The sequence below is a fragment of the Faecalibacter sp. genome (genome assembly GCF_057177045.1).
Window position 1 is genome coordinate 1270972 of sequence record NZ_CM169987.1, and the last position, 20522, is coordinate 1291493.

The 20522-nt window shown below is 34.8% G+C and carries 18 protein-coding genes; 9 read left to right on the forward strand and 9 right to left on the reverse strand.

Annotated elements, in window-relative coordinates:
- The first annotated feature begins 30 nt into the window (after nucleotides 1-30).
- Entirely contained in the window at nucleotides 31-1020 is a 990-nt protein-coding gene (locus AC1QSP_RS05755; protein WP_484080179.1) for a hypothetical protein, read from the forward strand.
- Nucleotides 1021-1103: 83 nt separating this feature from the next.
- The gene (locus tag AC1QSP_RS05760) at nucleotides 1104-1550 is read left to right on the forward strand and encodes a KTSC domain-containing protein (RefSeq protein WP_484080180.1); all 447 of its coding nucleotides are present in this window, start codon (nucleotides 1104-1106) and stop codon (nucleotides 1548-1550) included.
- Nucleotides 1551-1617: 67 nt separating this feature from the next.
- On the opposite strand, the gene sucD is transcribed toward AC1QSP_RS05760, so the two are convergent.
- From sucD to AC1QSP_RS05775, 3 genes are all read right to left on the reverse strand, one after another.
- Nucleotides 1618-2487 (reverse strand): succinate--CoA ligase subunit alpha, encoded by an 870-nt coding sequence (sucD, locus tag AC1QSP_RS05765; protein ID WP_322969269.1) that lies wholly within the window; start codon nucleotides 2485-2487, stop codon nucleotides 1618-1620.
- 154 nt (nucleotides 2488-2641) lie between these two features.
- On the reverse strand, nucleotides 2642-3568 hold the full coding sequence (locus tag AC1QSP_RS05770) for a UDP-3-O-(3-hydroxymyristoyl)glucosamine N-acyltransferase (RefSeq protein ID WP_484080181.1): 927 nt from the start codon (nucleotides 3566-3568) through the stop codon (nucleotides 2642-2644).
- An 84-nt stretch (nucleotides 3569-3652) separates the two neighbouring features.
- Nucleotides 3653-4441 (reverse strand): META domain-containing protein, encoded by a 789-nt coding sequence (locus AC1QSP_RS05775; protein WP_484080182.1) that lies wholly within the window; start codon nucleotides 4439-4441, stop codon nucleotides 3653-3655.
- A 240-nt stretch (nucleotides 4442-4681) separates the two neighbouring features.
- Here AC1QSP_RS05775 and dnaG point away from each other — a divergent pair, with 240 nt between their 5' ends.
- Nucleotides 4682-6625 (forward strand): DNA primase, encoded by a 1944-nt coding sequence (dnaG, locus tag AC1QSP_RS05780; RefSeq protein WP_484080183.1) that lies wholly within the window; start codon nucleotides 4682-4684, stop codon nucleotides 6623-6625.
- Between the two features lie 225 nt (nucleotides 6626-6850).
- A complete protein-coding gene (locus AC1QSP_RS05785; RefSeq protein WP_484080184.1) occupies nucleotides 6851-7333 on the forward strand; it encodes a septal ring lytic transglycosylase RlpA family protein in 483 nt (160 codons plus the stop codon).
- Nucleotides 7334-7390: 57 nt separating this feature from the next.
- Here the strand turns inward: AC1QSP_RS05785 and AC1QSP_RS05790 are convergent, their stop codons facing one another.
- From AC1QSP_RS05790 to AC1QSP_RS05815, 6 genes are all read right to left on the reverse strand, one after another.
- A complete protein-coding gene (locus tag AC1QSP_RS05790; protein ID WP_322969264.1) occupies nucleotides 7391-7699 on the reverse strand; it encodes a hypothetical protein in 309 nt (102 codons plus the stop codon).
- A gap of 102 nt (nucleotides 7700-7801) precedes the next feature.
- Nucleotides 7802-8851 carry a CaiB/BaiF CoA transferase family protein gene (locus AC1QSP_RS05795; RefSeq protein ID WP_484080185.1) on the reverse strand — a complete coding sequence of 350 codons (1050 nt, stop codon included), beginning with the start codon at nucleotides 8849-8851 and terminating at the stop codon, nucleotides 7802-7804.
- A gap of 117 nt (nucleotides 8852-8968) precedes the next feature.
- Nucleotides 8969-10117: an acyl-CoA dehydrogenase family protein gene (locus AC1QSP_RS05800; protein ID WP_484080186.1), complete on the reverse strand. Its 1149-nt coding sequence runs from the start codon at nucleotides 10115-10117 to the stop codon at nucleotides 8969-8971.
- Between the two features lie 29 nt (nucleotides 10118-10146).
- Nucleotides 10147-12294 (reverse strand): 3-hydroxyacyl-CoA dehydrogenase NAD-binding domain-containing protein, encoded by a 2148-nt coding sequence (locus AC1QSP_RS05805; RefSeq protein ID WP_484080187.1) that lies wholly within the window; start codon nucleotides 12292-12294, stop codon nucleotides 10147-10149.
- Nucleotides 12295-12311: 17 nt separating this feature from the next.
- A complete protein-coding gene (locus AC1QSP_RS05810; protein WP_484080188.1) occupies nucleotides 12312-13511 on the reverse strand; it encodes an acetyl-CoA C-acetyltransferase in 1200 nt (399 codons plus the stop codon).
- A 36-nt stretch (nucleotides 13512-13547) separates the two neighbouring features.
- The gene (locus AC1QSP_RS05815) at nucleotides 13548-14180 is read right to left on the reverse strand and encodes a TetR/AcrR family transcriptional regulator (RefSeq protein ID WP_484080189.1); all 633 of its coding nucleotides are present in this window, start codon (nucleotides 14178-14180) and stop codon (nucleotides 13548-13550) included.
- A gap of 244 nt (nucleotides 14181-14424) precedes the next feature.
- On the opposite strand from AC1QSP_RS05815, the gene AC1QSP_RS05820 reads away from it, so the two are divergent.
- The 5 genes from AC1QSP_RS05820 to AC1QSP_RS05840 are packed head-to-tail and all read left to right on the forward strand — an operon-like array spanning nucleotide 14425 to nucleotide 20491.
- Nucleotides 14425-16020: an acyl-CoA carboxylase subunit beta gene (locus AC1QSP_RS05820; RefSeq protein ID WP_484080190.1), complete on the forward strand. Its 1596-nt coding sequence runs from the start codon at nucleotides 14425-14427 to the stop codon at nucleotides 16018-16020.
- 25 nt (nucleotides 16021-16045) lie between these two features.
- Nucleotides 16046-18001 (forward strand): acetyl/propionyl/methylcrotonyl-CoA carboxylase subunit alpha, encoded by a 1956-nt coding sequence (locus AC1QSP_RS05825; protein ID WP_484080191.1) that lies wholly within the window; start codon nucleotides 16046-16048, stop codon nucleotides 17999-18001.
- Between the two features lies 1 nt (nucleotide 18002).
- A complete protein-coding gene (locus AC1QSP_RS05830; protein ID WP_484080192.1) occupies nucleotides 18003-18821 on the forward strand; it encodes an enoyl-CoA hydratase-related protein in 819 nt (272 codons plus the stop codon).
- A 36-nt stretch (nucleotides 18822-18857) separates the two neighbouring features.
- Complete coding sequence (locus AC1QSP_RS05835) at nucleotides 18858-19718, forward strand: beta-keto acid cleavage family enzyme (protein WP_194183487.1); 861 nt, start codon at nucleotides 18858-18860, stop codon at nucleotides 19716-19718.
- 2 nt (nucleotides 19719-19720) lie between these two features.
- The gene (locus AC1QSP_RS05840; protein ID WP_484080193.1) at nucleotides 19721-20491 is read left to right on the forward strand and encodes an SDR family oxidoreductase; all 771 of its coding nucleotides are present in this window, start codon (nucleotides 19721-19723) and stop codon (nucleotides 20489-20491) included.
- The last annotated feature ends 31 nt before the right edge of the window (nucleotides 20492-20522 follow it).

Sequence of the window (20522 nt, forward strand, 5' to 3'; positions counted from 1 at the left end):
GAAAACGGACGTAAGTCCGTTTTTTTATTTATGATTTTTAAAACAAATTTTATTCCGTATACCACAGATAGAGACTTATGGCGCAATATATCCCTAATTTCTGTTGTGTTATATATCATCCTTGTATTCACTAATTTTATCGAATGGGATAATTTTTTTTTCTTATCCATTCTAGTTGGTGTGCAACTTTATTTTTGGTTAGGTCAACAAAAAGAAGTTTACCACTTCTCACCTCGTCAACTTCACATTCAATTTTTATGGTTAAAAAAATCCATATCCTTCGATTACTATAATGTCATCATACAATCTTCGAAGAATAGTAAAGATTATATTAAACCCGCGGAATATCAACAAATTCAATTGTTTGATCAAAATCGGAAAGTTTATTCATTCAATCAATACCACAACCCTTATCTTTTTGAGGAATTAGTAGGTTATTTGGAACAACATTCCAACTCTACTGATTATAATTATCCATCAAACGAAAAATTTGAAACTAAAGGACATCTATTGGTTTATCTATTTATTTGTATTACAATTTTTATATTTTCAGTAGGTTTCAATTTGGAACAATATTTTATCCCACAAACCAATACGCTAAAAGAAATTCAAGGGAAAATGACTTATCCTCCCGAAGAATATATTCAAGAATCCACAAAAAACAAGACCTATCAATATCGAATTTTTCTAAAAGGTTATAAAAAAATGTTCGTTGTTCGTACACGAGATTATCCAAAAGTTAATCGCGAGAAATTGTTGAGCGCGAAAGACTACATTACCCTTTTCGTGGATGCGAATGAATTTAATTATGCTCATCATTTAATCACTCAACCTTATTTTTCTTCTCATTTTATCAATAGAGATATGGTTACAATTAAAAAAATAAAATATCTGAACGAGTTTCTATTGGATGCAAATTTAGAAGAACCAGATCATTCTTTTTTTAATTTAATTATTATCATCACTCCATTGTTTGGCATAGGACATTCATTATATCGATTGAATTCTCTTTACTCATAATATTTTCACAACGAATGGCTTTGAGGATGATAAAGTAAAATTAAAGCCCTACTTTTGCACGCCATTTTAGGGTATTATATTATATGAAAAGAGTTATTGAATACAGAAAGTTACTAGAAGTTGATAAAGATGTCACATTAAAAGCATTAAAAACAATTTACCGTAACGCGATGAAAGAAGCGCATCCAGATAAATTCGTAGATGATGAGCCAGGACGCCTTGCTGCTGAAGAACGAAGCAAGAAAGTCATTGAAGCCTATCACTTCTTAGTTAGTATCAATAACGAAACGCACGAAAAGTTACAAGCAGAATATAATGAGACATTTAATAATTACATTATTAAAGATTTCTATCTGGAAAAACAAACGTTAACAGTTATTCACTTGGATGGTACTACATTTGAATATTTAGGTGTTCCTAAAAATGTATTTGGTAAAATGTGTAACGCTGATTCTGCGAGTCGCTTTGCTAAACGTCACCTTTATGGAAAATATTTATTTCGCAAAGCTGCTAAAGCAACTGCAGAATAATTGACATACAAAAAGGAGAACCAAATGGTTCTCCTTTTCTATATAAACTAAATCTATTTTCTAAAGATTATCCTAATACTTTAGCAACTGTAGCACCAATGTCCGCTGGAGAAGCCACAACGTGGATTCCACATTCTTCCATAATTGCCATCTTTGCTTGAGCAGTATCATCCGCACCACCTACGATAGCACCTGCATGTCCCATTGTACGACCTTTAGGAGCTGTTTGTCCTGCAATAAATCCTACGACTGGTTTCGTACCATTTTCTTTAATCCAACGAGCAGCTTCAGCTTCTAACTGTCCACCAATCTCACCGATCATAACGATACATTCTGTTTCTGGATCATTCATAAATAATTCAACAGCTTCTTTTGTTGTTGTTCCAATGATTGGATCACCACCAATTCCAATTGCTGTAGAAATTCCGTAACCAGCTTTTACCACTTGGTCAGCAGCTTCGTACGTTAAAGTTCCTGATTTAGAAACGATACCTACTTTCCCTTTTTTGAAGATAAATCCTGGCATAATACCAACTTTAGCTTCTTCAGATGTAATTACTCCTGGACAGTTTGGACCAATTAAAGTAACATCTCTTTGGTCTACATACGCTTGTACTTTAACCATATCTTCTACTGGAATACCTTCCGTAATACAAATAATTACTTTGATTCCTGCTTCAGCAGCTTCCATAACAGCATCTCCTGCGAATGCTGGTGGAACGAAGATAATTGATACATCAGCACCTGCTTGTTCAACTGCATCTTTTACTGTATTGAAGATTGGTAATCCTAAGTGAGTTTGACCTCCTTTTCCTGGTGTTACCCCTCCTACTACGTTTGTTCCGTACTCAATCATTTGCTCAGCGTGGAAAGTTCCTTCCTTCCCAGTGAATCCTTGTACGATTATTCTCGAATCTTTGTTTACTAATACAGACATTGTGATTTTTAATTTAGACAAATATAGAAGTTTGAATCATATTAAAAAATAATTCAATGTAAAAAATACACTAGTTTTTATCTAAAACACTCTATTTGAATGCAGATTTTTATCATAAAAAAAACCGACGTTATGTCGGTTTTGAATAAATATATTATTTTCTTTTGAAATCTTTCACCATTAATTCCGTGACAGCCATCTTTTTATATAATCCTCTTGCTTCCTCCGCCGGATATCCAAAATAAGATTTTCCACCTTCTAATGATTTGCTTACCCCTGCTTGCGCAAGTAATACAGCTTTCGCTCCTATGGTTACACCACTTGTAATTCCAACTTGTCCCCAAATCGAAACCTCATCTTCTACATTTACACATCCTGCAATTCCAACTTGTGATGCAATTAAACATTTTTTACCAATTACTGTATCGTGACCAATTTGAATTAAGTTATCCATAATAGTCCCCTCTCCAATAATTGTAGAAGCTGTTACTCCTCGGTCGATTGTACAATTGGCACCAATTTCGACTTTGTTTTCAATAATTACATTCCCAACCGATTTCAAACGATCAAATCCTGTATCACGTTTTTTATAATAAAAAGCATCTGCTCCTAATACGGTTCCCGAACGAATGATAACATCATCACCAATAATTGCATGATCATTAATCGTTACATTCGCATGAATCACACAATTTTTACCAATTGTAACATGATTCCCAATAAATGCTCCAGGTTGAATAATTGTTCCTTCACCAATCACTGCTGTAGGGCTAATGTGATTTGTCGCTTTTTCAAAAGGTAAAAAATACTGTCCAATTTTTACAAAATCACGGAAAGGATCATCTGATATAATTAAAGCTTTACCTTGTGGACATTCAACCTCTTTATTGATTAATACAATTGTTGCTGCAGATTCTAACGCTTTATCATAGTATTTTGGATGATCGACAAAAACAATATCTCCTGCTTCTACACGATGAATTTCATTTATTCCATGAACAGGAAAATCAGCATCACCAACATATTTTGCGTCGATAATCGATGCAACTTCTTGTAATTGATATATTCTTGGAAATTTCATTTTAAAAATTTAATGTACAAATATACTAAATAAAAAAAGCCACTCGATATACGAGCGGCTGATATATGATGTGGTTTATCACGATTATCTTGGTTGTTTTAAATTTCCAAAGACCATAGTTTTTACACCATTCGCATATAAAACCAATTTACCATTCTCGATTTGGTAGCTATCTACTGCATTAAAGCGTTCGTTGAATGATACTTCATCCACACCATCACATGCCATACGAGTAGTCGCTATATTCCCTATTTTAAGCGTTTTACCAATTGCAACATAACCACCTGTTATGTTATTACACCCATTATTCCCAGAAATTTGACCATTTTGGAAAGTTACTGTTGGTTTTTTATTTGGGAAACGTTGATCTAAAGTTTTAGCCGAACGATCTTTTCCAATAAATTCTTCTAAAACCCAAGATCCTTGTAAATTCATCGGTCTTTTGAAACGCATAATCGCAATATCATCTTGGATTAATGTTAATGTATCATCCGAAATTGAATATTTCAATATTCCTTGTAATTTTGAACTGAATGCTCGATCGTTTACACCATCACATGCTTTCATTGTAGCAGCCATATTACCAAATGAAATTTCATTATTTGATACAGTTACTCCTCCATTTAATGTATTACACCCATCTGATGCATTCAAAATTTTATTGGAAACAAAATTTAAATATGGAGCGCCCATTGGGTAACTTTCAGCTAATGACTTTCCGTCATTTGTTTGAATATAATCCAATTCCCATTTTCCTAAAATCGAATTATTATCCGTTGGTTGTGTAATTCCTGGTAGAGTAGTTGAGCAAGAAGATGTAAATGCAGTTGCTAATATTCCAACAAACATCATTCTTAAAATAGTATTTCTCATAGGTAATTCTTTAATTGTAATGATATTTGCAACATAACGAATATTGTACCAAAAAAAATTCGCCACCTAAATAAAGTTAATTTTCAGCTTATTTGAATTCATTAAAATTAATCGATGCAGGATTTATAGAATAAATTATTATAATATCAATTTATATAAATTAATTTTGTAAACATTAATAATCTATTCCTCTAGATCTAATACTAGAATTATTATTCGACTAAAAAAAAATTTATACCCTTGATTTCTAAAAGTACAATAGATACAATTTTTAATACCGCTCGTGTAGAAGAAGTAATTGGAGATTTTGTTCAATTAAAACGTGCAGGAAGTAATTTTAAAGGACTTTCCCCATTTTCAGAGGAACGTACTCCTTCTTTTGTCGTATCTCCTGCCAAACAAATCTGGAAAGATTTTTCTACCGGTAAAGGTGGAAATGTGGTATCGTTTGTAATGGAAATCGAACAATTCAGTTATCCAGAAGCCTTACGTTGGTTGGCCAAACGCTACAATATCGAAATAGAGGATGATGTTGACTTTAGTGCAGAACAAGTTGAGGCTCAAAAAACAAAAGAGAGTTTATATCTTTTAACAGATGTCGCTAAAAATTTCTTTGTTCAACAGTTAAACGAAACAGAGGAAGGTCAAATGATTGGATTGTCTTATTTCAAAGAACGTGGTTTTACGAATGAAATCATCAAAAAATTTGAATTAGGATATTCGCCCAATGCTTGGAGTGCTTTTGCTGATTATGCAGAAAAGAAAGGTTATTCGAAAGAAATCATTGAGGCCTCTGGGTTAGTTTCCTATAAAGAAGACGGAAAGCGTTTTGATAAATTCAGAGACCGCGTTATTTTTCCAATCTATAGTTTTTCAGGTAGACCAATTGGATTTGGTGGACGAATACTTCGCAATGATATAAAGGCTGCTAAATATCTAAATTCTCCTGAAAACGAAATTTACCACAAGAGTAACACCTTATATGGTTTATTTCAGTCCAAGCAAGCCATCTTAAAAAATGACCAATGTTTCTTGGTTGAAGGTTATACGGATGTATTATCCATGCATCAAGCGGGGATTGAAAATGTAGTAGCCAGTTCGGGTACAGCGTTAACAAAAGAGCAAATTCGAATCATTAAACGTTTGACTCAAAACATTGTCATCATGTATGATGGTGATCCAGCGGGAATAAAAGCATCTTTCCGAGGGATTGATTTGATCCTTGAACAAGAGTTAAATGTAAAAGTATTATTATTTCCGGAAGGAGAAGATCCAGATTCGTTTGCGCGTAAACATTCTGCTTCTGAAATATCCGCTTATATTAAAGAAAAAGCTACGGATTTTATAAAATTCAAAGCCAATATCTTCTTAGATGAAGCGAAAAATGATCCAGCAAAAAAATCGGAGTTAATTCGAGAAATCATTAATTCCATTGCCATGATTCCAAATATTATTCAACGTGAATTGTATATTATGGAAACTGCAAAAATTATGGATATACGAGAAGAAGTCTTATTTAAGGCTTTAGCTCAACGTTTAAATAATACTCCATCTGATCAGTACACCACAATTTCACCTGCTGCCAACAATCCTTCTAAATTAAAGATTGTAGCGACTAAGAATCAAAATGAAGTAGTGAATCAACATTTAATTGTTGAGCGAGATATCATTAAAATGATTATGCAATTTGGAAATTTGAAAGTTCAATTAAAAGACGATCAAAACAATTTGTATGAAACTACTGTAAATGAAGAAATTGTTAATCAATTCCTTCATAATGAATTAACCCTTTCACATGCTCCTTATCAACGCATAATCGATTTAGTCATAGAAGGATTAGAACAAGGAGAATTACGTACGGGAGAGTACTTTTCTCGTTCAGAAGATTATGAACTTTCTCAATTGGCTACTTCACTCATGTTGGACAAATATTCGATTAGCGAAAATTGGAAAGAAAAACAAGGGATTCATGTGACCAGTATTGAAGAATCTGTAGAAAAAAATCTATTTAATTTATTATTAAGATATAAAACAATTTTTGTGGAAAACGAAATCAAAATGTTAATGGATCAATCCAAATCAACAGAATTATTAGACGAAGATCGTACCACAATTTTTTCAAAAATTATGGAATTAACAAAGATTAAAAACTTCTTAAATGCTCATCTTGACCGAATCATCTGATTTTATCACTGATACACAATAATTTAACTAGGAATCTTTAAAAAGTTTCCTATTTTTTTTAACAAACTGTATTTTTTTTAACTATAATTTAACAACCTCTTGAAATTCAATCTATCAGTACGATACAGAAGAACTATGCATACATAACACCATCAAAAAAAGGAGTTATGTCGAATTTTTAAAATCGTTTCCTATATTAGATAAAGTAATCAGAAAATCTAAAGGATGAAAATAAGCATTTTTGCATTTTTAGCAATGCTAACGATAGCTCCAATAGCAAAAGCTGAGAGTAATAAAAATTTTAACTCTGAGTTAATTTTAACAGAAAATCCAATTAAGGACAAAGAGTTAAAAATTGCAACAACTACAGTAGAAAAATCAACAAATGAAGTTGAAGCTGTAGTAGAAGAAGCAAAAAACAGAATCACTGGAATTGTTTCTTGGTATGCAGACAAATTTCACGGTAAAAAGACTTCAAGTGGTGAAGTTTACGATAAAGAAGAATTGACAGCAGCACACCGAACTTTACCATTCGGAACAAAAGTTAAAGTTACTAACGTAAAAAATGGAAAATCTGTCATTGTAAAGATTAATGATAGAGGCCCTCATACCAAATCTAGAGTTTTAGATTTAAGTCGAGCAGCTTTCGAAGAAATCGGATCAGTTAATTCTGGTACGTTAAATATAGAAATGGAAGTCGTTAAGTAAACGATTCTTAGATATTAAAGTTAGAAAGGACGAAACATGTGTTTCGTCCTTTTATTATTATTTATGTTTTCCTTTGTGATGTTTCTTTGGTTTTGGCGCTTTATGCTTTTTATATTTGTTTTGACCTGGCGCATGACGCTTAGCCGATTGATCGCCATACACCTTCTTTTTATGTCCAGGAGGCATTGGCTTACGATTCTCATAACGAGTATGATAACCTGGCTTCTTTTTCGGATGTTTTTTGTGATGCGTATGCTTTCCAGATTTTTCTAAACCATATACCGAAGTTGTACCATTACAACCCGTGGCAAAAAATCCGATGATTCCTACAAATAAAATTAAACTTAACTTTCTTAAACTTCTCATACTTTAATCTTTACAATCATATTCTTCAATTATCCTACCAAAATACAAAAAGATGCCTAAATAGGCATCTAAACATCAAATTATACAAACAAATACAATGGACTAATCCAATTGCTTAATGCCGAGATTAAAACCGATAATATGTTTTCTATCTTCGGTATATTCATAAATTTTTTTCGTTACAAAATGCGGATCAGTCAAAGTTTCTTCAAATTCTAAAACAGGTGAAAAACATACTTCTGTATCTTGAAAATATTCCACCCATTCATTTCTAGTTTTGGTTAAAAATAAATCAATCAATTCTTGTCGAATATCTTGACGGTGAATCAAGGTCATTAGGTTTTCGCTTTTCCACTCTTCACGACCTAATTTCGTGCATAGATTTTGCCAAAATTTATCTTCTAATCCTGCAAGGACTACGAACTTTCCATCTTTACACTTATAATAAGTATAATGTGGTAGTTTACCACTTAATACATCAAACGCTTGAGCTTTTTCATTGTACCAAACAGGAGGAGCTAATAGGGCATTCATCGGTAATGCTGCTTCCGTAATCGAAACATCAAACCAATCTCCTTTTGCTGTTTTTGTACGTTGAATAATTCCTAACAAAACCGAATTGATAATTTGCTCCGTTCCTCCATATAAATCCGCGACTTGATAAGAGGGCATCGTAATATTTCCATCCGCATTGACATTATTTGCCAATAAACCAGAATACGCCATAAAATTAAGATCGTGTCCCGCCAAATGTGCATAAGGTCCAGATTGACCATAAGAAGTACAGGAAACATAAATTAATTTCGGATTAATGGTTTTTAAAGTATCATAATCAAAACCTAATGTTTGCATTGTTCCGGGACGAAATGTCTCAACTAATACATCCACTTTTTTTACCAATTCATAAATTTCATTTCTTCCTTCTTCCGTTTCGTATTGAATTTGACGAACTTCTTTGCCTTTATTCACCATCAAATAAGAAACCGATATTCCATCTTCAAAAGGAGGAATTAATCGTGTTAACTCTGGTTTATTCGGATGTTCTATTTTTATGACTTCCGCGCCCATTTGCATTAATTGTTTGGTTGCCATTGGACCTGGAAGTAACCTTGAAAAATCAAGTATTTTTATTCCGTTTAATATGTTCATCATTCATTATTTTTATATTATAAAAAAAGTAGCATTCAAGGACTGCAATCCTCGTTTGCTACTTTCGCATTTTCTGACTTCACCATAAAAAAATCAAGAAATATCTATATTAGAAACACATTAATAGACTTTACCAAATTGTACGTCGTCCACGACTACTTTAGCGATAATTTCACGCATAATTTCTGATGAACCACCGTAAATTGTTCCGACACGCGCATCACGGAAATAACGTGCAATTGGATAATCTTCCATATATCCTGCTCCACCGTGCATTTGTAAACATCCAGCTACCACTTCGTTTTGTAATTCTGTTGCTTTTAATTTACACATTGAGGCTTGTTTAATTGCATATTCACCATTCATAAAACGCCAACATGTTTCGTATGTTAACGAACGAATACATTCTAAATCGGTACAATAATCGGCTAGACGATGACGTAAAACTTGGAAGTAAGCAATTGGACGACCAAAGGCTTTACGATTTTTCATAAACTCTAGTGTTTCAGTAATAATCGTATCCATTGCACCAATCGCCATAATTGCACAACATAAACGCTCTAATTGGAAAGACTCCATGACATAATAGAATCCCATTCCTTCGTTTCCAACTAAATTAGAGGTTGGAATTTTTACATCCTGGAAGAAAATTTCTGCCGTATCCGAAGAATGTAAACCGATTTTATTTAATTTATTACGTGTAATTCCAGGTGCATCACCATCGATTACAATAATATCAAAACCAGCTTCAGTCTTACATAATGTTAAGAAATAATCTGCTGAACATCCGCTTGTAATGTATGTTTTAGAACCATTGATGATGTAATGATCCCCTTCTTTCTTTGCAAAAGTTGTAATTCCTTGTACATCCGAACCTGCGTTTGGCTCTGTAAAAGCAATCGCTCCTAAAATATCACCTGCAATAGATGGTACTAAATATTTTTGTTTTAATTCTTCTGACCCAATGTTATTAATATGGTTCGTCGCCATATACGAGTGAACAGAGAAACCTCCTAATAAACCAGCATTTCCGGCTTTTGCCATTTCCTCCATTAAGATCACCGAATAGAAGAAATCGACATTAGATCCGCCGTACTTTTCATCGTACATTAAACCTAAGAATCCCATATCTCCCATCTCTTTCCAAACCGATTTTGGAACTTGACGCTCTTCTTCCCATTGGTCGAAGAATGGTTTCTTTTTATTAACATATTCAACTACCGATTGACGAAATAATTCGTGGTCTTCATTAAAATAAAGTGATTTCATTTTTTTGTGGTTTTGTGTGTTTTATAAACTTATTTTTTTGTCCAATTTTGAGTATTTCCTGTATAGAATTTAAAATTCTGAGCGGCTAAATCGCGTAATGATTGTGGCACTTCCCATTGATTTCCGTTTGGTAAGAAACGATCACAATCTGCTACGAATTGTTGGATTCCGACCATATCAATGTAAGAGAAAACACCTCCTGTATGTGGTGCGAAACCTAAACCTAACATTGAACCGATATCTCCATCCAACGTCGTGTTTAAAACGCCTTCTTCTAAACAACGGTAGCTATCTAAAGCCATCGCGTGCATTAAACGCTTCGCAATATCTTCGTTCGATACTGTTTGTTCTGCTTTGACTTCAACGAATTCGTTTTTCCAAAGTGTTTTCTTTCCTCCTTCTGGGTAATCGTAGAAACCTTTTCCTACTTTTTTCCCTAAACGACCTGCATCAGCCATTTTTTGGAAGAAATCTTTTAATTGTTTTTCGTTATCATTTAACGATTCTTTTTGAGCAATTACACGTAAGATTAACTCAATCGAAACCTCATCCATCACGGCTAAAGGTCCAATTGCCATTCCGGCTTGTTTTGCTACATTTTCAATCGTTTGTGGATTAATCCCTTCCAACACCATTGCCGCAGCTTCGAAATTGTAGAAACCAAATACACGTGACGTAAAGAATCCGTGAGAATCATTCACGACAATCGGCACTTTTCCAATTTGCGTCACATAATCAATTGCGTGTGCTAATGTTTCGTCAGACGTTTGTTTTCCAACAATAATTTCAACCAATGGCATTTTATCGACCGGTGAAAAGAAGTGAATACCAATGAATTTCTCTGGATTGACAGAAGCTTCTGCTAAACGAGAAATTGGCAATGTTGATGTATTAGATGCGAAGAAACCGTCAGATTTAATCATTGGTTCACTTTCTTTTGTTACAATAGCTTTTAATTGAGGGTCTTCAAATACAGCCTCGATGATTAAATCACAATCTTTTAAATCATCTACAGTAGCTGTAGGTAATATCTTGTTTAAAAGTGCATCTGCTTTTTCTTGTGTCGAACGACCTTTTGCTATTGCTCCTTTTAATAAATTTTCTGAGTATGCTTTACCTTTTTCAGCATTTTCAACCGAAACATCTTTTAAAACCACATCCATTCCCGCTTTCGCCGAAACATAAGCAATTCCGGCACCCATCATTCCAGCACCTAAAATTCCTAATTTTTGAGTCGTTTTCTTTTCGAATCCTTTTGGTTTAGATTTACCTTTTTTCGCATCGTTAATTCCGAAGAATCCTGTACGAATAATGTTTGTCGTTACATCCGAATACAACGCTTTTGTAAAATAACGCGCTTCGATTTCTAACGCACGATTCATCGGTAAATCGATACTATCGTGTAAGGCTTGTAAAGCGTAGTTTAATCCTGGATAATTCCCGTAAGAATTTTTACGTAAGTTTCCGATTGATCCAACCATCGTCATATAACCTGATGGTGTTTTTAAACCTCCTCCTGGAATTTTATGTTTTGGATTCGACCAAGGTTGTTCCACTTGTGGATTCGCCAAAATAAACGCTTTTCCTTTCGCTAATAATTCTTCTGGTGTATCAACCATTTCGTCAATTAAACCTTCTTTTAAAGCATCAGCTGGACGGAACGTTTGTCCTTGTAAAACTATTTTAGCTGTTTTCTCTAATCCGAATAAACGAGATAATTTGATGGTACCTCCACCACCTGGGAATAATCCTAATTTGGCTTCTGGTAATCCGATTTGGTACGAACCTGATAAAGCGATACGATGATTATTCATTAATGATAATTCGTATCCACCACCTAAACAGTTTCCGTTAATTAAAACGACCATCGGTTTTTTGAACTCTTCTAATTTTAGCGATTGCTCGTGGAAGCTTAATAAATCTTTTAAGAACGCTTCGGCATCTCCAGGTTTGTTCAATAATAAATTGATGTCTGCTCCTGCCATAAATTCTGGACGAGCCGAACGTAAAATTGAACCTTTCACTTCTGGTTTTGCTAGTTCAACTTGTAAAGTTTCGAAGTATAATTTTAAGAAATCGCTCACAAACATATTAAAAGGATAATCCTTCATATCCATTGTGATGATTACGATTCCATTTTCATCTGTTTCTAATGTAAAATATTGATTAGTTGTCATTTCAGTTTCATTTAAAGTTAAACACGTTCGATAATCGTTGCGATACCCATTCCACCACCTATACAAAGCGTTACTAAACCTGTTTGTAAATCGCGGCGCTCTAACTCATCGATTAATGTTCCCATCAACATACAACCTGTAGCTCCAAGTGGATGTCCCATGGCGATTGCTCCACCATTAACATTGACTTTGTCGTGGTGAACATTTAACTTATCCATTAAATACATTGGAATCGCAGCGAACGCTTCGTTCACTTCAAATAAATCAATATCATTAATGTTCATTCCTGCATTTTTCAGCGCTAATTCGGTTGCTGGAACCGGACCTGTTAACATAATGGTTGGATCAGTTCCTACCATTGCCATCGAAACAATTTTTGCTCTTGGCGTTAAACCAGCTGCTTTTCCTCCTTCTTCGTTTCCGATGATTGCCACTGCAGCACCGTCGACAATAGCCGAAGAATTTCCTGGATGATGAACGTGATTAATTTCTGAAACTTCTGGGTAACGATTGATAGCTACTGCATCAAATCCGCCCATTTTTCCCATCATTTCGAACGATGGATTTAATTTAGCCAATGACTCTAACGATGATTCACGTACATTTTCATCGTACGTTAAAATATCAAACCCATTAATATCTTTTACGGGGATTCTAGATTTGAAATAACCGTTCTTCTCTGCATTCAACGCTCTTCTTTGCGACTCAACAGCAAAAGCATCTAAATCTTGACGAGAATATCCTTCTCTTGTTGCAATTAAATCGGCAGAAACACCTTGTGGAATAAACATACCGTATAATGCAGCTGCAGGATCTACTGCCATTGCTCCACCATCAGCACCCATTGCCACACGCGACATACTTTCTACTCCACCTGCTAATACTAAATTTTTGTACCCCGATTTTGTATAAGCTGCTGCTTGATTGATCGCTTCTAATCCTGAACCACAAAAACGGTTTAACGTATATCCGCATAAGTGATCCCCGTAATTCGAAACTTGAGCAATTGTTTTGGCAATATTTGCGCCTTGATCCATTACCTGAGAAACACAACCTAACATTAGGTCTTCTACTAATTTTGGATCTAAATTTTTATCGTCTTTTAAATGCGTTAAAAGCTGCGCTCCTAATTGTGTCGGAGTAATTGGAAGTAAGGCTCCATTTTTGTTTCCTTTACCTCTCACAGTTCGTACTGCATCGTAGATATAAGCATTCATACTTTATTTATTTTTTTGTGGTTTTGTGTTTTGATTTTAAAGTGATTCAAGATCTTGAACCAATACTTTTCGAAGGGTTTTAAATCCTTTTTCGGTTAACAAAGGATAAATCACATTCCATAACATTAATCGTAATTCCTTTGCATTGACGTGATTGGATTCTTCTAAAATTCGAGTGCGTTCAATCGAAAAATTAAACAACGTCCAACAGATTTCAGCAACCTTTATATAATGTCCTTTGATTTTTTCAGGTTTCATATTTTCAGTAGCCACAGTATATTCCATTGCCGAATGCACATAATGAATCAAGAATTTGGCATAACGACTCTGTAAACGACCAATCGTGGGATGATTACGCTCGATGTTCGTTGAATCCAAATAGAAAAATCGGTATTTGTAATTCAAATCAATTAATGGCTCTAATTGATCATTCAGTGTTTGAAAACGTGGCAATTCTTTTACTTTACGTAAAATTTGCTTACGTTCTTCCAACATATTTCTGAACAATGCTGAAATAATGTAGGACTTATTCTTATAGTGATAAGCCAAATTTCCTAAACTCATTTCACAAGCTGAAGCAATATCTCTTAATGTTACTTCGCTCTCTCCTCTCGTATTAAACAACTCTAATGCGTTGTATAAAATATTATCCTTCGTATTCCTTGACATCTTTATTCTTTCAAGCACAACAATATTAGTAATTCTGTTCTAATTTAAAAAGAATTATTTCAATTTTTTGAAACTTTGTCCTAATTAAATAATTAAATCTTTTGTTTATTTATTCTTTGTATATCAATATATTAGTGAAAATATTTTTAAAATTTAATTTGTAAATGAAAAATATTTTTTAGTATGTTTGTTCTAACTTAGTACAAGATTACTAAAATAAAATTTAAACAAAACCACAAAAAATATGATCTTTCAAACTAAAATCAATACGAAAGCTGAACAATACCTAAAGAACAAAGAAGGTATGCTTGAGCTTTTGAAAAAACTTGATCTTCATCTGGAAGAAAGCCGTTTTCAAGGTGCTGAAAAGCACATTCAACGCGCCAAAGACAAAGGAAAATTATTAGCCAGAGAACGTGTCGAATTATTATTAGACCAAGACAGTTTCTTTTTAGAATTATTACCATTAGTAGGATTAGAAGGAAAAGGATTCGGACCTGGAGGAACTTCAGTTGCCGGAATTGGTTTAGTCTCTGGAAGATTATGTATGATTACTTCTAACGTAGCGACAAATAAAGGTGGAGCTATTGATTATGCGACCTTAAGAAAGTCGATTCGTATTGGAGAAATCGCAATGGAAAACGGATTACCTACTATCAATTTAGTGGAGAGTGCTGGAGCTAATTTACCAGAACAAGAAAAAATCTTCAACTTCGGTGGAACGACTTTCCGTGATATTACAAGACGTTCTAAAGCAGGTTTCCCAACGATTTCGGTTGTTTTCGGAAATGCAACTGCAGGTGGAGCTTATGTTCCTGGAATGTCTGATTATGCCATTTTTGTAAAAGACCAAGCCAAAGTATTCTTAGCTGGTCCTCCATTAGTAAAAATGGCGACAAAAGAAGTAGTTGATGACGAAAGTTTAGGAGGTGCTGCGATGCATTCTAAAATTTCAGGAGTTTCTGATTATTTAGCAGAAGACGAAGTAGATGGAATCCGTATTGCACGTGAAATCGTTCAATTTATTCGTCCAGCGGATGAAATGCAACCGGATAAATGTGCCATAGTTGAACCTTTATACGATCCAAATGATATTTTAGGCATCATCAGTCCAGATATTAAAGTGCCTTACGATTGCCGCGAATTAATTGCGCGTATCGTAGATGGTTCTGAGTTCTCTGAATTTAAACCAGAATACGGAAATACATTAGTAACAGGTTGGGCACACATCAACGGATACAAAATCGGTATCATCGGAAATAATGGAGTTCTTTTCTCTGAATCAGCGAACAAAGGGGCACAATTCATTCAGTTATGTAATCAATCCAATGTTCCTTTATTGTTTTTACAGAATATTACAGGATTTATGGTTGGTCGTAAATACGAAGAAGAAGGAATCATTAAAAATGGTGCGAAATTAATCAATGCAGTTTCTAATTGTGAAACACCAACAATTACCATTATGGTTGGATCTTCTTACGGCGCAGGAAACTACGCGATGAATGGTCAATCGTACCAACCTCGTTTCTTATTTACGTATCCAAACTCGAAAATCGCCGTAATGGGACCTGAACAGTTAGCAGGTGTGATGGATATTATCCAACGTGAAGCGGCTGAGAAAACAGGAAAACCATACGACGAAGAGCAAGCGAAAATGATGCAACAGTTTATGATTATGGAAGCGGAGAAAAAATCAAATGCTTGGTTTGCGACGAGCGAACAATTTGATGATGGAATCATTAATCCAGTGGAAACACGCAACTACTTAAAAATTTGTATGAAAGTCATCCACAACAAAGCATTTAATGCTTCAGGTAAATTTGGAATCTTCCGTATGTAATTTAAAACTCAAAATGCACAACAAAATGAAATCGATTAAATCCATTATAATTATCAACCGAGGAGAAATTGCTTGCCGTATTATTCGTACGTGTAAACAATTGGGGATAAAATCTATCGCTGTATTCTCGGATGCTGATCAAGATGCTTTATTTGTAAAACAAGCAGATGAAGCATATCACTTACCAGGAAATCAACCAGCTGATACGTATATCAATGTCGAAAAAATAGTTGAAATCATTAAAAAATCTGGAGCTGATGCTATCCACCCAGGTTATGGTTTCTTATCCGAAAATGCCGATTTCGCAGAACGTTGCGAAGCTGAAGGTGTAACTTTTATTGGTCCTAACGCCAATGCAATTCGCCAAATGGGTTCTAAATCCATTGCGAAAAAAATTATGGAGGAACATCAAATTCCTACTATTCCTGGATACAATAAAGACGATCAAAGCATCGAAACCTTAACACAAGAAGCCTTAAAAATTGGATTTCCTTTATTATTAAAAGCTTCTGCTGGTGGAGGTGGAAAAGGAATGCGTATCGTCAACAACGAAAGCGAAATTGAAAACGCAATCGAAGCGGCGAAACGCGAATCTAAATCTGCTTTTGGGGACGATCATTTAATCATCGAAAAATACATCGAAAATGCACGCCATATCGAGTTCCAAATTTTTGGTGATAAACACGGGAATGTGATTCATTTATTAGAAAGAGAATGTTCAATTCAACGTCGTTACCAAAAAGTATTGGAAGAATCTCCGTCGCCAATTTTATCACAAGCGAAAAGAGAGGAAATGGGAGAAATAGCTTGTCGTGTAGCAAAAGCGTTAAACTATGACAATGCAGGAACGGTAGAGTTTGTGTATTCAGACAAAGACGAATCGTTCTATTTCTTAGAAGTAAATACACGTTTACAAGTTGAGCATCCCGTAACGGAAGAAATTACAGGATTAGACTTAGTGAAAATGCAAATTGATTCGGCAGAAGGAAAAGCTTTAGCCATCAAACAAGAAGACGTAAAATCTTCTGGCTATGCGATGGAATTACGTTTGTATGCGGAAGATGCTTCGAACAATTATATGCCAGCGACTGGTAAAATCGAATTATTCGAACTACCAAAAGTGGATGGATTAAGAATTGAGTCTGGAATTGAATCTGGATCAGAAATTTCTTTATTCTACGATCCAATGATTGCGAAAATCATCGTGCACGGCAATACACGTGATGAAGCGTTTCGTAAGATGCAATATACATTAGAGCATACAAAATGTTTAGGTGTAACGACGAATCAAGATTTCTTATTGGATTTAATCAAAAATGAGCACGTTCAATCAGGAGATTATCATACTAAATTCTTAGAAACATCTTATTCGTTTGAAAAAGCGTCAACTGATCCATACATCAATGAAGCGTTAATTGCGGTTTCAGCTGCTCGTTATGCTGAAAGAAATAAGCATAATCATTCATTAATTGGTTGGAGAAACAGCTTCTCTCAAGGACAATGGGATACGTTTGAAATCAATGATAATCAAACAAAAGTAAACTATCGTACCGTTGGAAAATCTTTAGCATATTCAATTGGAGATTCAAATTATGAAGTTACTATTATCGATTTTAAAGATGCTCAAATCCATTTGATCATTAACGGTAAAAAAGAAACATACACCGTATTACATAAAGATCAAACGTATTTTATTCAACATCCAAATTTTGGAAGTTTAGATGTAAAATATGTGGATCGTTTCCCTCCAAAAAAACAAGAAAAGGTAGAAGGTGGTTATACCTCACCTATGCCAGCTGAAATCATCGACATTCGAGTGAATGTAGGTGACGAAGTAAAAGAAGGTCAAACACTAATTATCTTATCTTCAATGAAAATGGAAATTCCAGTGGTTGCCGATAAAGATGGTGTGGTAGAAGAAATCTTTGTGGAAAAAGCACAAAGCATCGAAGCGGATTATTTACTCTTAAAAATTGCATAAAATGGGATACTTCGAAACAGAATTAGTTGCAAAATTACACGAGCAAACGTTTCAATTTTTAATCGTTGAAGAAGCAAATCATACCTTATCGATTACGTTAAATCGTCCAGAAAAAAAGAACGCTTTGCATCCACATATGGTGAATGAATTAGCATTTGCTTTGGAATATGCGAATCAAGCGAAAGACGTTTGGGCAGTCGTTTTAAAAGCAAACGGAGATATTTTTTGTGCCGGAGCCGATTTAAAAGCATTTCAAGGTGGATCGGAAGAAATTGTTTCAACGATTCCATTCCCAAATGATAAAGTCTTAATCAATGAGTTCTTTAATAATCTAACAAAACCTTGTATCGCTCAAGTCGATAAAAATGTATTAGCAGGTGGAATGTTAATCATGACAGGTTGTAACTACGTCGTTGCAAAACCATCGGTAGAATTTGGTTTACCCGAAGTGAAGCGTGGCTTATACCCTTTTCAAGTCATGAGCAGTTTGTTGGAAGTAATGCCTGCTCGTAAAGTCATCGATTGGTGCATTACAGGGAAAAGTATTTCAGCGGAAGAAGCGTTAACGGATGGATTAATCACACACGTAACAGAGAATACGGATGAGAAAGTAAACGAAATCTTATCGACTTTATTCGAAAACTCACCGAACGCCATTCGACTAGGATTAACAGCCTACAAAAAATTAAAAGAAAAAGACGTAAAAGCAGAAAACGAATATTTATTCGGAATGCTCATGCAAGCCATCGGTTCCAAAGATGCACAAGAAGGAATTGCGGCTTTTAGAGAAAAGCGTCAACCGGAATGGAAAGGAGAATAAACTAAAACAACATATCAAAACACAAAACCACAAAAAATGAAAAATAAAGTAGTCATCACAGCGGCATTAACTGGAGCCTTAGCAAACAGAAATCAATGTCCATATATTCCATATACGCCAGAAGAAATTGGATTAGAAGCAAAATTAGCTGTAGAAGCTGGGGCGTCTATCGTTCACATTCACGCGCGTCAAGACAATGGATTACCAGCGTATGATGTAGAAACATATACAAGAATTCACGAAGAAGTGCGTAAACATTGTCCAGATGTGATCATCAATTATTCTACTGGAGCAATCGGAATTCCAAACGAAGAGCGTATTCACCAAATTGATGCTTTAAAGCCAGAAACGGCAGCATTAAATATGGGTTCAATGAATTATGCGATTTACTCAAAAGAGAAAAAACAATTTTACCACGATTTCGTTTTCGCGAATCCATTCAAAGACATTCAATTCTTTATGGAAAGAATGAAAGCGGCTGGAACTCGTCCAGAAATGGAATGTTTCGATAACGGTCATATCAATAACTCTTTACCAATTATCGATATGGGTATTATGGAAAAACCATATATCTATTCATTAGTAATGGGTGTTTTAGGAGGAATTGCGCCAACGACACAAAACTTAGTGCATCAAGTCAATACATTACCACCAGATTCAGTTTGGCAGGTTATCGGAATTGGACGTAAGCAATGGGCATTAGCTGCTGCTGCTTTAACTTTAGGAGGAAACTTCCGTGTTGGATTAGAAGATAACTTCTATTTACCAGAAGGAGAAATGGCAAAATCAAACGGTGAATTAGTTGATGCTGCTGTTCGTTTAGCTCGTATGGTAGGAAAAGAACCTGCTTCTATTGAAGAAACACGTCAAATTTTAAACATTCCTAGAATCTCATAAGTATGATTTTACAGGATTCATTTCAAGACCAAATTGTATTAGTTACGGGTGGCGGAAGTGGAATTGGATTCAGCATTGCGAAACAATTCTTAGAAAACGGAGCCAAAGTAGTGATTACAGGTCGTAACGAAGAAAAACTGCAAAAAGCGATTGAAAAATTGCAAGATGCAGGAGAAGTGACGTACCAAATCTGTGATATTCGCGAACAAGAACAAATTCAACAATTAGCAGATTACATCAAAGAGAAATATGGACGTTTAGATATATTAGTGAATAATGCCGGGGGTCAATTCCCTTCATTAGCCAAAGATTTATCTTTCAATGGATGGACTTCGGTGATTAACAATAATCTAAACGGTACATTTTATATGACGCAAACCATGGCCAATACTTTCTTCTTAGAACAAAAGAAAGGAAATATTGTCAACATTATTGCGAATATTTTTAAAGGATTTCCTGGAATGTCTCACACAGGAGCAGCACGCGCAGGTGTAGATAATTTAACGAAATCATTAGCCATTGAATGGGCAAGACAAGGCATTAAAATTAATGCGGTTGCGCCTGGAATCATCCAATCCACAGGATTAGAACGCTATCCAAAGGAATTGGTAGAAGGAATTGCCAAAACAGTTCCAGTAAACGAATTAGGATCGACGGATGATGTTGCTCATGCGGTATTATTTTTAGCGAGTCCTTATGCCAAATTTATTACGGGAGAAACCTTGTATGTTGACGGCGGTCAAAGACTTTGGGGAGATGTATTTACATTATAGGATATAACCACAAGAAATAACACAAAACCAC